Source organism: Blattabacterium cuenoti, assembly GCF_014252355.1.
Classification (GTDB): domain Bacteria; phylum Bacteroidota; class Bacteroidia; order Flavobacteriales; family Blattabacteriaceae; genus Blattabacterium; species Blattabacterium cuenoti_AD.
Genome location: NZ_CP059217.1, coordinates 23,638 through 37,132 on the forward strand (window position 1 = coordinate 23,638; position 13,495 = coordinate 37,132).

The following is a 13,495-nucleotide window of genomic DNA, read 5'->3' on the forward strand; positions in this document are numbered from 1 at the left end:
ATTTTTTTTATACGATGATAATATTTGTATAACTTAAAAAATGGAAAATCATTGTTTATGCACACAAAATTTATTAATCAATTTTCTTTCAGACATATTGGTCCATATTGTAATGAAGTTAAACAGATGTTACAAACATTAAAATGTGAATCTATTCAAGATTTAATCAATAAAATCATACCAAAACAAATTCTGTTAAAAAATAAATTAATGATTCCAAATTCAATTTCTGAATATGAATATCTAAATCATATTGATAATATTGGAAAAAAAAATCAAATATATAGATCTTATATAGGAATGGGATATAAACATACTATAATGCCATCAGTAATTAAACAAAATATTTTAGAAAATCCCAATTGGTATACGCCTTATACACCTTATCAATCTGAAATATCTCAAGGCCGTTTAGAAGCATTAATGAATTTTCAAACTATGATTTCAGATATTACTGGAATGGCAATTAGTAATGCATCTATGTTAGATGAAGCCACCGCATCAGCAGATGCGATGTTTATGCTTTATCAATATAAATTAAAAAAAGAAGTAATTCAATCATCTTATTATTTTTTTATATCAAAAGATATTTTTCCTCAAACTTTTTCTGTTTTAAAAACAAGATGTCATGGATTAGGAATTAAAATTATTCATGATTCTCATACAGTTTTAACAAAATATAAACATAAAAATATATTTGGAATACTATTATCATATCCATCTGCTTCAGGAAAAATTAATGATTATACTGAAATTATGAAATATGCACATATACATAATATTTCAACTATTATTACTGCTGATTTATTAGCATTATCTCTACTTTTACCACCAGGTGAATGGCAATATAAACCAGATGTAGTAGTTGGAACAACACAATCATTTGGATTACCTATGGGATATGGGGGACCACATGCAGCATTTTTTTCAACTGATATAAAATATCAACGTTTTATTCCAGGAAGAATTATTGGAGAATCTATAGATAATCGAAATAAAAAAGCATTTAGAATGGCTTTACAGATGAGAGAACAGCATATTAAAAGAGAAAAAGCAACATCAAATATTTGTACATCACAAGTACTTACTGCTATAATTGCATCTATGTATGCTATATATCATGGATATCATGGTCTTAAAATGATTGCAACAAAAATTCATGATTATGCTAAAAAATTAGAAATTTTACTATTAAATAATATTAAGAATATTAGTCAAAAAAATTTATTTTATTTTGATACAATTAGAATTAAAATACATGATAATACTCAATTTTCTTTAAAAGATATTAAAAAAATAGCAGAACAAAAAAAAACTAATTTTAGATATATTACTAATAAAAAACAATTAACAATTACTTTAGATGAAACAACATCACAAAAAGATATATATAGAATTTTATCTATTTTTTATCAAGCAACTACACATAAAAAAATTAATTTAAAACAATTTAAAATTACAAATAATATAACACAACATAAAATTCCTTTCTTTTTAAAAAGAAATTCTACTTTTTTAAATCATATAGTTTTTAAAAAATATCATAAAGAAAATGAACTTATTCGTTATATTAAAAGATTAGAAAAAAAAGATTTATCTTTAACTCATTCAATGATTCCATTAGGATCATGCACAATGAAATTAAATTCTGCAGTAGAATTATATTCAATTACTAAAAATGAATGGCAGAATATACATCCTTTTTCTCCATTTAATCAAACTAAAGGATATAATATAATAATTAATAATTTTAAAAAATATTTAACACAAATTACTGGATTTGATGGTATATCTTTACAACCTAATTCAGGAGCACAAGGAGAATATGCTGGATTAATGGTTATTAAATATTTTCATAATTCGATCGATGAATCTCATAGAAATGTTGCATTAATTCCATCTTCTTCACATGGAACTAATCCAGCATCAGCTAAAATGGCTGGAATGAAAATAGTTATAATAAATACGAATAAGAATGGATCTATTGATCAACATGATTTATTTGATAAAATAAAAAAATATAAAGATGTTTTATCTGTATTAATGATTACTTATCCATCTACTCATGGGGTATACGAAAATAATATAATAGAAATATTATATGCTATTCATACAAATGGAGGTCAAGTTTATATGGATGGAGCAAATTTAAATGCACAAGTAGGATTAATTAAACCATCAAATATAGGAGTAGATGTATGTCATATTAATTTACATAAAACTTTTGCTATTCCTCATGGTGGTGGCGGTCCTGGAATGGGTCCTATTTGTGTAGCTTCACATTTAATACCTTTTCTTCCTAATCATCCTTTAAATCCCAATAAACATAAAGAACAACAAAATAATCATAATACAACATTAACTATTTCTTCTGCTCCATATGGATCTCCTTTAATTTTAACTATATCTTATGCTTATATTAGATTATTAGGACCAGATGGTTTAAAAAAATCTACAGAAATAGCTATTTTAAATGCTAATTATATTAAAGAAAAAATTAAAAAATTTTATAATATATTATATGTAGGAGATAATAATACAGTAGCTCATGAATTAATATTAGATTGTAGACCTTTTAAAGGTATAGGAATAGAAGTAATAGATATAGCAAAAAGAATGATGGATTATGGATATCATGCTCCTACAATTTCTTTTCCAGTAAATGGATGTATGATGATTGAACCTACTGAAAGTGAATCTAAAGAAGAATTAGATCGTTTTATAGATACTTTAATTTCTATACGCAAAGAAATTGATGAAATTAAATGTGGAATGTTTTCTCATACAAATAATGTTTTAACCAATGCACCTCATCCTATAGATATTTTTATAGATGAAAAATGGGAATATCCTTATTCTAAAGAAAAAGCGGCTTATCCTTTAAATTGGATAAAAGAAAGAAAATTTTGGCCATCATTATCTAGAATTAATGATGGATATGGAGATAGAAATTTAATTTGTAATTGTACTTAAAAAAAAGTAGTAAATTTTGAATACGGTTTAATTGTAACAAAATTTTTTTTCTTAAATTTTAAAAATCCAACAAGAGCTATCATTGCTCCATTATCAGTAGTATATTTTTTTTTCGGAATAAATACTTCTATATTTTTTTTTTTTAAAGAAAAAAATTGTTTTCTAATTTCATTATTAGCAGATACTCCACCTGCTAATACAATTCTAAAAATTTTTGTTTGTTTCATTGCTAATATTATTTTTTCTATTAAAATTTCTGAAATTGTTTTTTGTATTGATGCACATAAACTGTGAATATTATTTTTAATAAAATTGGAATTATCTTTTAATTGATATTGAATAAATCTATAAACTTGACTTTTTAAGCCACTAAAACTAAAATTTAATCCTTTTACATTAGGTTTAGAAAAAGAAAATTTTTTATTATTTCCTAATTTAGAATATTTATCTAAAAAAATAGCTCCAGGATAAGTAAATCCAAATAATCTTGCTATCTTATCTAAAGATTCACCAACAGCATCATCTAAAGTAGATCCTAATATTTTCATATCAAAAAAATCATTTACTTGAATAATTTGAGTATGGGCTCCACTAATCATTAAACATAAAAATGGAAATTTTGGGAATGAATTATTTAAATTTGCATTTTGTATAAAATGTGATAATATATGTGCTTGTATATGATTAACCTCAATAAGAGGAATATTTAATCCAATTGAAAATGATTTTGCAAAAGAATAACCTACTAATAAAGATCCTATTAATCCTGGTCCTATAGTGACAGACACAGCATTAAGTTGAGATCGTTTAATATTAGCGATTTTAATAGCTTTATTTACAGTAGAAAATAAATATTTATCATGTTCTCTAGATGCTAATTCTGGAACAATACCTCCATATTTTTTATGAATTGTTTGATGAATAATAATATTAGATATTACTTCTCTATTTCTAATAATAGATACAGCTGTATCATCACATGATGATTCTATTCCTAGAATAATAATTGGTTGTTTTAATGTCATTAATAAAAATATTATTAAATTTTTTATTATTATTAATAAGATTTAATTAAAACTAAATATTACTTATATTTATAATAATAAAAAATTAATATAAACAAATTTTTTACTACAGTTTTAATAAAAAATTTATTTATTCAAAATATAAAACAATGATTCTAAGAACTGATAAAATTGATAATACTATTGTAAAAAAATTAAATTTAAATGCTAGAATGCCATATACTGAAATCAGTAAACAAATCAGTAAAGAAATTAAACCATTATCTGTTGGGACTATTCACGTAAGAGTTAAAAAATTAGAAAATGCTGGAATTATTAGAGGAAGTAGATTAATTATAGGTTACGAATCATTAGGATTTAAACTGAAAATTTTAGTTGGTATATTATCAGATTCTAAAAAATCACAATTTGTGCAAAAATATCTCAAAAAAATTCCTAATATTGTTCAATTATATATTACTTCTGGTATATACAATTTTTTCTGTAGAATTATTGTTAGAGATATTTTAGATGCTAAAACAATTATTGATCAAATAGGACAAATTCAAGGTGTCATTAGAACTGAATCTACTATTTGTTTAGAAGAAAGTATTAATGATGAAAATAGATTATTATCTAATATATAATTTGAAGTGTTGGTAGTGGTGGGAGAATTGCCGGAGTGGTTAACGGAACAGTTTGCTAAACTGTCAGTATATCAAAAATACTGCGTGGGTTCGAATCCCACATTCTCCGCATAAAGCATAAACGGGGTATAGCGTAGTCTGGTTATCGCGCCTGGTTTGGGACCAGGAAATCGTAGGTTCAAATCCTGCTACCCCGACACAAAATAATAATAAATCTCATCAATGGTCACGTAGCTCAAATGGATAGAGCAACTGCCTTCTAAGCAGTAGGTAACAGGTTCGAATCCTGTCGTGATCACTAACTATTTATGTTTTTTTTTAATTAAAATTTCATCAATCATACCATATTCTTTAGCTTCTTGAGAAGTCATCCAATAATCTCTATCAGAATCTTTTTCTATTTTACTTATATCTCTTCCAGAATGTGTAGAAATAATTTTATATAATTCTTTTTTTAATTTTAATATTTCACGTACCGTAATTTCTATATCTGACGCTTGCCCATGTGTTCCTCCAATTGGTTGATGAATCATAATTCTAGAATGTTTTAAGCCAGATCTTTTCTTTTTTACTCCAGCACAAAGTAAAATAGCGGCCATAGATGCTGCAACTCCAGTACAAATAGTTGCAACATCTGGTTCAATAATTTGCATAGTATCATAAATACCTAATCCAGCATGGACTTCTCCTCCAGGTGAATTAATATAAATTTGTATGTCTTTAGAAGAATCTAAAGACTGTAAAAATAATAATTGAGCCTGAATAATATTAGCTATTTGATCACTAATATGAGTTCCTAGAAATATCACACGATCCATCATTAATCTAGAAAATACATCCATTTGTGCTATATTCAATTTTCTTTCTTCAACAATATAAGGAGTCATTAATTTTATATATTGTTCTAACAAAAGACTATTTATTTTATGATGTTTAATAGCGTATTTAAGAAATTCTTCTGAATTTAGTTGATAATCATTCATTATAATTACTCAATTTGTTATAAAAAATTTTATATAAAATATAAAAATTATATAATTAATTCATATAAATTATTATAGTGTATAAAAAATTAGCAATTCAAACTATGATTTATTCATTGGGATGTATTTTCCCAAGAATTGTAAATTATATTTTTATAAAATTTTTTACTCAAAATTTACAAATTTCAGAATTTTCTATTTATACAGATATGTATTCTCTATCTTTTATTGCTATTTCATTTTTATCTTTTGGATTAGAAAATACCTATTTTAGATTTAAATCTAAAACAAACTATACATCTAAAGTAGTATTTTCAACAGCCGTAATAATGCAATTTATAATATCTTCATTTTATTTAATATTATCAATAATATTATTAAAATACTTAATTCATATTATTGGATATAAAAATCATTTAGAATATGTAATCATGTTTATTTTAATAATATTTTTTGATACTATTTGTATTTTACCTATGGCCTGGTTAAGATCTAAAGAAATGGCTTTAAAATATACAATAATTAATATGATTAATATTTTAATACAATCTTTTTTAATCATATATATGTTTTTTTGTTATAATAATATTAATAATAATCATATAAATAATATGTATTTTTTATTATTTAATATTATCAATGCCTTTACAGATAAAACAGGATATATATTTTTTTCAAATTTAATTGCTTCTATCAGTAATTTTTTATTCACATTTTCAATTATTATAAAACAAGTTAAAATAAAAAATTTTAATTTCAAATTATCTAAAGAAATGTTAATTTATGGAATTCCAATTATGTTAAGCAGCATTGCTTTTTCTATTAATGAAAATTTAGATAAAATATTAATTAAAAGATGGGGCTCTGATACAATAAATGGAGCATATTCAGCATGTTATAAAATAGCATCTTTTATGACTTTATATTTAAAATCTTTTAGATTAGGAGTTGAACCATTTTTTTTTAAAAAATCAAAAGATTATAATGCAGAATATTATTATGAAAAATTAATATATACATTTATTTTATTTGGATTAATTTTTTATATTTTAATATGTGGAAATATTTCTGATATTATCAAATTATTAATTAATAAAAGATATCATTTAGCTATTTCAATTATTCCAATCGTAATGATGGGCAATTTATTATTAGGAATTTATACAAATTTATCTATTTTTTATAAAGTTATAGATAAACCTATTATTGGAACATACATATCTATAATTGGTGTAATTATTACATTTATATTCAATATAATTTTTATTCGTTTTCCTAATTATAAAAATAGTTTTATGATTCCTGCTTGGGGTACATTATTATCTTATGGTTCTATGCTTATAATTTTATATTTTTTATTTTTTCAACATTTTAGAAAAACTTGGAATATAATTATTCATTTATTTTGTGCTATTATTATAGTATATATTGAATTTTGTAGTAAAAATTTAAAATATCGATTATTTTTTCAATTTTTATATTTAATTTTATTTTTATTTTTAGAACAAAATCATTTTTTTAATAAAAAAAAGCATTTTAAATAAATGCAAAAAAAAATTATAAATTATAGTTTATTATATGCATATATTAATAAACCTATTATTATTAATTATTTAGCAAGAAAATTAATACCTACAAATTTATACTTAAAATGGTCTATAACAAATAAAATTATATTCTTAATAAGAAAACAATTAATTAATTTTGGAATTATTTGTGTTATTCATTTTGCAAAAAAAATTTATAGAAAACCACATTTTTATAAACAAGTACAAATTATTATGATTAATATGATTTCAAAAAATATTATTATTTATCCTAATGAAAAACTTGCTATAATAGATTTATATAAAGAACCAAAAATTAAATGGATTTTCTGTTATACACTTAGTAAAAGTAAAAGAAAAAATAAAGGATTTGGCAGTACAGGAATATGAAAATTATAATTCCAATGGCAGGAAAAGGGACAAGATTGCGCCCACAAACTATTACAACGCCTAAACCATTATTTAATATAGTAGGACAACCATTATTAAATAGATTAATAAAATCTTTATTAGAAATAGTTGATCCATATTTTATAGATGAAATTATTTTTATTATTAATCATTCAGAAAAAAATAAAATAGAACATCACATAATAAATGTTACTAAACATTTTGGTATATCCATAAAATTTTATTATCAAGATCAACCATTAGGTACTGCTGATGCTATATTTAAAGCACATAAATCATTAACCGGACCTATTATTATAGCATTTTCTGACACTCTATTTTATAATAAAGAAAAATATTTAATTCAAAATATTCATGCAGATAATATTATATGGACAAAAAAAGTTACAAATCCTTATTATTTTGGAATTGTAAAATGCAATTCATCAGGATATATTACTAATTTTTTAGAAAAACCAACAAAAATAACTTCTAATATAGCTATTATTGGAATTTATTATTTTAAAAATAGTTCTATTTTAAAAAATGAATTAAAATATTTGTTAGATAATAAATTATCTAATAATCAAGAATATCAATTTACTGATGTATTAGAAAATATGCGAAAAAAAGGAATATCATTTCTTAGTAAAGAAGTATATCAATGGATGGATTTTGGAGATCCAGAAAAAACAATTATTTCTAATTCTGCCATTCTTTATATTGAATCTAAAAAACAAAAATTGATTCATAAAAAATCAATGATAACGAATAGTATAATTATATCTCCATCTTATATTGAAAAAGATGTTTTTATTGAAAATAGTGTTATTGGTCCCTATACATCAATAGGAAAATTTACAAATATAAAAAATAGTTTTATACAACAATCTATAATACAAGACTATACAATATTAAAATATATTAATATTAAAAAATCTATAATTGGAAATTATGTAAAATTTACAGAAAAAACTAAACAAATAAATTTAGGAGATTATTCCACTGTACAAAATATATAATTTTATTTATTTATATTTGTTTTTTTATATTATTCATAATAATATGAATTTGACTTTATTTGGAACATTTGGAACAGCAGAAATTGTTGTTATTGTTATTCTTGCCTTATTACTATTTGGTGGAAAAAAAATACCAGAATTAATGAGAGGATTAGGAATAGGATTGAAAGAATTCAAAAAAGCTTCTAATGATGAAAATAATAATAATAAATTAAAATCTGAATCAGAAACAATATCTAATAATAATGATGATACATTCAAATCTGAATCAGAAACAATATCTAATAATAATGATGATAAATTAAAATCTGAATCAGAAACAATATCTAATAATAATAATGATAAATTAAAATCTGAATCAGAAACAATATCTAATAATAATAATGATAAATTAAAATCTGAATCAGAAACAATATCTAATAATAATGATGATAAATTCAAATTTTAATCAAAAATCATAATTATAATACTAAAATTGAAATTTTCATTTTGAAGAATAAAAAATTAGAATTTTTGCTATAATTAATTTAATGATAAAAATAAAAATTCAATCAACAATAGTAAAAGTAAATATGTTAAAATAATAGTATTATAATATTTTAATTATCATATAACATAATAACATTTACAAAGATTAGATTATTATATATAAATAATATATTAAAAATTATCATATAATTTTTTCTTTGATTTTTCTGTTAGCTGTTAGTTTATTAGAAGAGTATTATTATATCTAACTAATAATGAAAACAAAATTAAGAAATATTATATTATTTATACTTTTATTATTAAAAACTATTACTTTATATTCAGCATCATTATCATTAAAAATATCTTCTTCTAAAAGATATAAACATGTAACTGCTTCTATAAAACAATATCCAAATTCTTATCAACATAAAAATATAGATAAATTATGGGGAGGCATGTTTGAAAAAATTTGTAAAAATAAAAAAAAATCAATTATTACTAATATAGAAGAAAAAAATTTAAAATTTAGAATTAATCATTTAAATAAACAATCTAAAATAAAAATATTGAAATATAATACAATGGTACATGCATCAATAGAAAGTTATTTAAGAATGAGTAAATATATAGGAAAAATGCTTTATTTAGCAACTTTTTATTTTCCTATGATAGAAAAAAAATTAGAATATCATCATCTACCAAAAGAATTAAAATATATAGCAATTCTAGAATCTAGTTTAAATCCATATGCAACTTCTATCATGGGAGCTAAAGGCCTGTGGCAATTTATGTATGAAACTGGAAAAATATATGGACTAAAAATGAATCAAATTCATGATGATAGAATAGATCCTATTAAATCAACAGAAGCAGCTTGTAGATATTTTAGATATTTATATGATAAAATTAAAAATTGGGAATTAGTTTTATATGCATATAACATAGGACCTAAAAAAATTAATAAAATATTAAAAAATAGAGCATATAATAAACAAGAAAATTGGAAAATTTTAAATTCTTTACTACCAAAAATAACAAAAAATTATATTACTAGATTTATAGCAATTCATTATTTAATGAATTATTATAAAGAACACAATATTCCATATGGATAATTAAAAAATAATTATGTTTTTATAAAAAATAAAGTTGAATTTTTAAAGTAAAATTATCATTTTCTACATATTGATTTATATATTTTTTGCTATAACAAATTATGAATAAAAATTTTGAACAAAAAAAACAATCCTTAAAATTAGTATTAGAAAAATTTGATCAAACTTATGGAAAAGGAACAGTTATGAAACTGGGTGATTTTCATATGGAAAATTTGGAAATTGTATCTTCTGGATCTTTAAGTTTAGATATTGCTTTAGGAATTAAAGGATTTCCAAAAGGTAGAATTATAGAGATATTTGGTCCAGAATCTTCTGGAAAAACTACATTAGCTTTACATGCTATTACTCAATCTCAAAAAATGGGTGGATTTGCAGGATTTATTGATGTTGAACATGCTTTTGATTGTATTTATGCAAAAAAAATAGGTGTTAATATTAAAGAATTAATTATTTCTCAACCAGATAATGGTGAACAAGCTTTAGAAATTGTTGATAATTTAATTAGATCTGGAATAATTGATATAATTGTAGTAGATTCTGTTGCCGCTTTAACTCCTAAAAGTGAAATAGAAGGAGAAATGGGTGAATCTAAAATTGGATTACAAGCTAGATTAATGTCACAAGCTTTAAGAAAATTAATATCTAGTATAGGAAAATCAAAAAGTATTCTTATTTTTATTAATCAATTAAGAGAAAAAATTGGAGTTTATGGAAATCCAGAAGTTACAACTGGTGGTAATGCATTAAAATTTTATTCATCGATAAGATTAGATATTAGAAAAGGAGTTCATATTAAAAATGGAGAAAATATTTTAGGCAATAGAACTAAAGTAAAAGTAGTAAAAAATAAATTATCTCCACCATTTAAAACTGCGGAATTTGATATAATATATGGAGAAGGAATTTCTAAAATTGGTGAAATTTTGGATATTGGTGTAAATGCAGGAATTATAACAAAAAATGGATCTTGGTTTAGTTATGGATCTATTAATTTAGGACAAGGAAGAGATTCTGTAAAAGAATTTTTAAAATGTGAAAAAAATATTAGAAATAAAATAAAAACAAATATTATACAACAATATTTTATAAACTAATATGAAAATTACTTTTTTAGGAACTGGTAATTCACAAGGAGTCCCAATTATAGGGTCAACACATCCTGTATGTTTATCAAAATGTGCAAAAGATAAAAGACTTAGAAGTTCTATTATTATAGAAATAAAAAATAAAATATTTTTAATAGATTGTAGTCCAGATTTTCGTTATCAAATGTTAAGAACAAATTATAAAAAATTAGATGCTATTTTTATAACACATGAACATCAAGATCATATAGGTGGATTAGATGATATTCGTCCTTTAAATTGTAATAATAAATCAATACCAATTTATGGATTACGTCGTGTGATAACACATATTAAAAATAGATTTGATTATATTTTTAAAAAACAAAATAAAAATATCATCACATCAAATAGATCTAATCTTTCTATTTATGAACTAAATGAAACGCCTGTATTTATAGATAATATTGAAATTATTCCTTTATATATATGGCATGGTAAATTACTAATTTTAGGATTTCGTATAGATAATTTTGCATATATAACAGATGCAAGTAGTATTCCTATTACTACAAAAAGTAAATTAAAAGGATTAGATATTTTAGTTTTAAATATCTTAAGAAGATCTTCGTATAATATTAATATTATTCCCACTAATAGTAATTTATTATATAATTCATTAAAAATGATAAAATGTATTAATCCAAAAAAAGCTTATATTACACATATAAGTCATTTTTTAGGATTTCATGAAAAAGTTCAAGCAAAATTACCTAAAAATATATATTTAGCTTATGATGGATTAGAAATAGAAATATAATATTGTTTCTATATTTTTTAGTATATGATTTAAATGATAAAAAAGGTTTTTAAACAAATTTTTTTTTCTAATAAAATAACTTCTTTATTATTTATTATAATAGCAATAATAATGGCTATTGGAACATTGTTAGAAAAAAAATATTCTACAGATATAGCTAAAATATATATCTATAATTCACATTGGTTTGAAATAATTATATGTTTATTTATAATTCATTTAATAATAAATATATATAAATATAAATTATGGAAATATAACAAAATACCAATCTTTCTTTTTCATTTATCATTTATTTTTATATTTATTGGAGGTGTGTTTTCTAGATATTTTAGTTTTGAAGGAATCATGTTCCTTAGAGAAGGAAATATAAATAGAAATGTAATTTCAGAGAAAAGTTTTTTAAAATTAAAAATTAAAAGTCAATTTAATAATTCTATAAAAGAATATAAAGTTCCTTATATATTATCTCCTTTTCACCATAAAACATCTAATGTAAATTTTTGTTATAAAAAAAATCTTATCAAGATTAAAATTCTAAATTATATTCCTTATGCTAAGGAAACTTTTATTGAAAATGATAGAGGAGAAAAAATCATTAAAATTATTTCATCTAAACAAGGAAAAAGAAAAGAATTTTTTTTAAAAAATGGAACATCAATTAATATTAATGGAATTTTATTTTCTTTAAATAAAAAAATTCCTTATGGAATACAAATTCTTGAAAAAAAAAATAAATTATTTATTAAATCATCTTTTTTAGCCATTAATATTAATATAATTAATAATAAATTAAATTTTTTATTAAAAAAACAAATAACCCCTTTAAAATTAAAAACATTATATCAAATTTATGATAAAAATAATAATAAAAATATTCAATGGGTAATTCCTGATAAAATTAAAATTGGAAAAATTATTTATATAACTTCTTCTAGTGAAAATAAAACGGATTATTTAGACGCAATTACTGCTAAAATTACTTTTCAAAATACATCTCAATTAATTACATTTTTAGGTGGTAAAAATACTCATAAAATGAGTTCAGCTATACAATTAAATGGAAAATATATTTCTGTAGGATATGGATCTATTGTTATTAAACTTCCTTTTATAATTAAATTAAATAAATTTAACATAGAAAATTATCCTGGATCTGATTTTCCTTCTTCTTTTATTAGTAATGTTACTTTAATAGATAATCAACATCAATATAACTATGATATTTATATGAATCATATTTTAAATTATAAAGGATATAAATTTTTTCAGTCTGGATATAATTCCGATAAAAAAGGAACACATCTTTATGTAAATAATGATTATTTAGGAACTTTATTTTCATATATAGGATATGGAATAATGAGTATTGGAATGATAATAACATTATTTTGGAAAAAATCTAGATTTAATTTTTTAATACAACAATTAAAAATATTATCTAAAATTTAATTAA

Annotated in this window: 11 protein-coding genes, 3 tRNA genes and 1 pseudogene; 13 read left to right on the forward strand and 2 right to left on the reverse strand. The window is 21.6% G+C overall.

Annotated features, from left to right (window positions below):
• Window positions 1-57: 57 nt before the first annotated feature.
• Window positions 58-2,973 (forward strand): aminomethyl-transferring glycine dehydrogenase, encoded by a 2,916-nt coding sequence (gcvP, locus tag H0H38_RS00115; protein ID WP_185872777.1) that lies wholly within the window; start codon window positions 58-60, stop codon window positions 2,971-2,973.
• On the opposite strand, the gene tsaD is transcribed toward gcvP, so the two are convergent.
• On the reverse strand, window positions 2,970-3,998 hold the full coding sequence (gene tsaD / locus H0H38_RS00120; protein ID WP_185872778.1) for a tRNA (adenosine(37)-N6)-threonylcarbamoyltransferase complex transferase subunit TsaD: 1,029 nt from the start codon (window positions 3,996-3,998) through the stop codon (window positions 2,970-2,972). The two genes, gcvP and tsaD, sit on opposite strands and share 4 nt — an antisense overlap.
• A gap of 149 nt (window positions 3,999-4,147) precedes the next feature.
• Here tsaD and H0H38_RS00125 point away from each other — a divergent pair, with 149 nt between their 5' ends.
• The 4 genes from H0H38_RS00125 to H0H38_RS00140 all read left to right on the forward strand — a co-directional run bounded on the left by H0H38_RS00125 (window position 4,148) and on the right by H0H38_RS00140 (window position 4,922).
• A complete protein-coding gene (locus H0H38_RS00125; protein WP_185872779.1) occupies window positions 4,148-4,624 on the forward strand; it encodes an Lrp/AsnC family transcriptional regulator in 477 nt (158 codons plus the stop codon).
• Between the two features lie 21 nt (window positions 4,625-4,645).
• Window positions 4,646-4,733 (forward strand) — tRNA-Ser (locus H0H38_RS00130).
• Between the two features lie 13 nt (window positions 4,734-4,746).
• A tRNA-Pro gene (locus H0H38_RS00135) sits at window positions 4,747-4,821 on the forward strand.
• A gap of 27 nt (window positions 4,822-4,848) precedes the next feature.
• Window positions 4,849-4,922: transfer RNA gene (locus H0H38_RS00140), tRNA-Arg, on the forward strand.
• Between the two features lie 4 nt (window positions 4,923-4,926).
• Here H0H38_RS00140 and clpP read toward each other — a convergent pair.
• Complete coding sequence (clpP, locus tag H0H38_RS00145; protein ID WP_185872780.1) at window positions 4,927-5,607, reverse strand: ATP-dependent Clp endopeptidase proteolytic subunit ClpP; 681 nt, start codon at window positions 5,605-5,607, stop codon at window positions 4,927-4,929.
• Window positions 5,608-5,711: 104 nt separating this feature from the next.
• On the opposite strand from clpP, the gene H0H38_RS00150 reads away from it, so the two are divergent.
• The 8 genes and pseudogenes from H0H38_RS00150 to H0H38_RS02790 all read left to right on the forward strand — a co-directional run bounded on the left by H0H38_RS00150 (window position 5,712) and on the right by H0H38_RS02790 (window position 13,491).
• Window positions 5,712-7,151 (forward strand): lipopolysaccharide biosynthesis protein, encoded by a 1,440-nt coding sequence (locus tag H0H38_RS00150; protein WP_185872781.1) that lies wholly within the window; start codon window positions 5,712-5,714, stop codon window positions 7,149-7,151.
• Window positions 7,152-7,544, forward strand: coding sequence for a dCTP deaminase/dUTPase family protein (locus tag H0H38_RS00155; RefSeq protein ID WP_185872782.1), 393 nt, complete (start codon window positions 7,152-7,154; stop codon window positions 7,542-7,544).
• Window positions 7,541-8,566, forward strand: coding sequence for a sugar phosphate nucleotidyltransferase (locus H0H38_RS00160; RefSeq protein ID WP_185872783.1), 1,026 nt, complete (start codon window positions 7,541-7,543; stop codon window positions 8,564-8,566). The genes H0H38_RS00155 and H0H38_RS00160 overlap by 4 nt, the downstream gene beginning before the upstream one ends.
• Window positions 8,567-8,609: 43 nt before the next feature.
• Window positions 8,610-8,765, forward strand: a pseudogene (tatA, locus tag H0H38_RS02785) (twin-arginine translocase TatA/TatE family subunit); the annotation flags it as partial.
• 544 nt (window positions 8,766-9,309) lie between these two features.
• Window positions 9,310-10,152: a lytic transglycosylase domain-containing protein gene (locus H0H38_RS00170; RefSeq protein WP_185872785.1), complete on the forward strand. Its 843-nt coding sequence runs from the start codon at window positions 9,310-9,312 to the stop codon at window positions 10,150-10,152.
• Window positions 10,153-10,253: 101 nt separating this feature from the next.
• Entirely contained in the window at window positions 10,254-11,249 is a 996-nt protein-coding gene (gene recA / locus H0H38_RS00175; protein WP_185872786.1) for a recombinase RecA, read from the forward strand.
• Between the two features lies 1 nt (window position 11,250).
• On the forward strand, window positions 11,251-12,039 hold the full coding sequence (locus tag H0H38_RS00180; protein ID WP_185872787.1) for an MBL fold metallo-hydrolase: 789 nt from the start codon (window positions 11,251-11,253) through the stop codon (window positions 12,037-12,039).
• A gap of 33 nt (window positions 12,040-12,072) precedes the next feature.
• The gene (locus H0H38_RS02790) at window positions 12,073-13,491 is read left to right on the forward strand and encodes a cytochrome c biogenesis protein ResB (RefSeq protein ID WP_238785404.1); all 1,419 of its coding nucleotides are present in this window, start codon (window positions 12,073-12,075) and stop codon (window positions 13,489-13,491) included.
• Window positions 13,492-13,495 lie beyond the last annotated feature (4 nt).

Excerpts from the sequence above, each read along its gene's own strand:
- gcvP (WP_185872777.1), top strand. The coding sequence starts at position 58 with ATGCACACAAAATTTATTAATCAATTTTCTTTCAGACATATTGGTCCA.
- clpP (WP_185872780.1), bottom strand. The coding sequence starts at position 5,607 with ATGAATGATTATCAACTAAATTCAGAAGAATTTCTTAAATACGCTATT.
- recA (WP_185872786.1), top strand. The coding sequence starts at position 10,254 with ATGAATAAAAATTTTGAACAAAAAAAACAATCCTTAAAATTAGTATTA.
- tsaD (WP_185872778.1), bottom strand. The coding sequence starts at position 3,998 with ATGACATTAAAACAACCAATTATTATTCTAGGAATAGAATCATCATGT.
- H0H38_RS00150 (WP_185872781.1), top strand. The coding sequence starts at position 5,712 with ATGATTTATTCATTGGGATGTATTTTCCCAAGAATTGTAAATTATATT.
- H0H38_RS00170 (WP_185872785.1), top strand. The coding sequence starts at position 9,310 with ATGAAAACAAAATTAAGAAATATTATATTATTTATACTTTTATTATTA.
- H0H38_RS02790 (WP_238785404.1), top strand. The coding sequence starts at position 12,073 with ATGATAAAAAAGGTTTTTAAACAAATTTTTTTTTCTAATAAAATAACT.
- H0H38_RS00125 (WP_185872779.1), top strand. The coding sequence starts at position 4,148 with ATGATTCTAAGAACTGATAAAATTGATAATACTATTGTAAAAAAATTA.
- H0H38_RS00155 (WP_185872782.1), top strand. The coding sequence starts at position 7,152 with ATGCAAAAAAAAATTATAAATTATAGTTTATTATATGCATATATTAAT.
- H0H38_RS00180 (WP_185872787.1), top strand. The coding sequence starts at position 11,251 with ATGAAAATTACTTTTTTAGGAACTGGTAATTCACAAGGAGTCCCAATT.
- H0H38_RS00160 (WP_185872783.1), top strand. The coding sequence starts at position 7,541 with ATGAAAATTATAATTCCAATGGCAGGAAAAGGGACAAGATTGCGCCCA.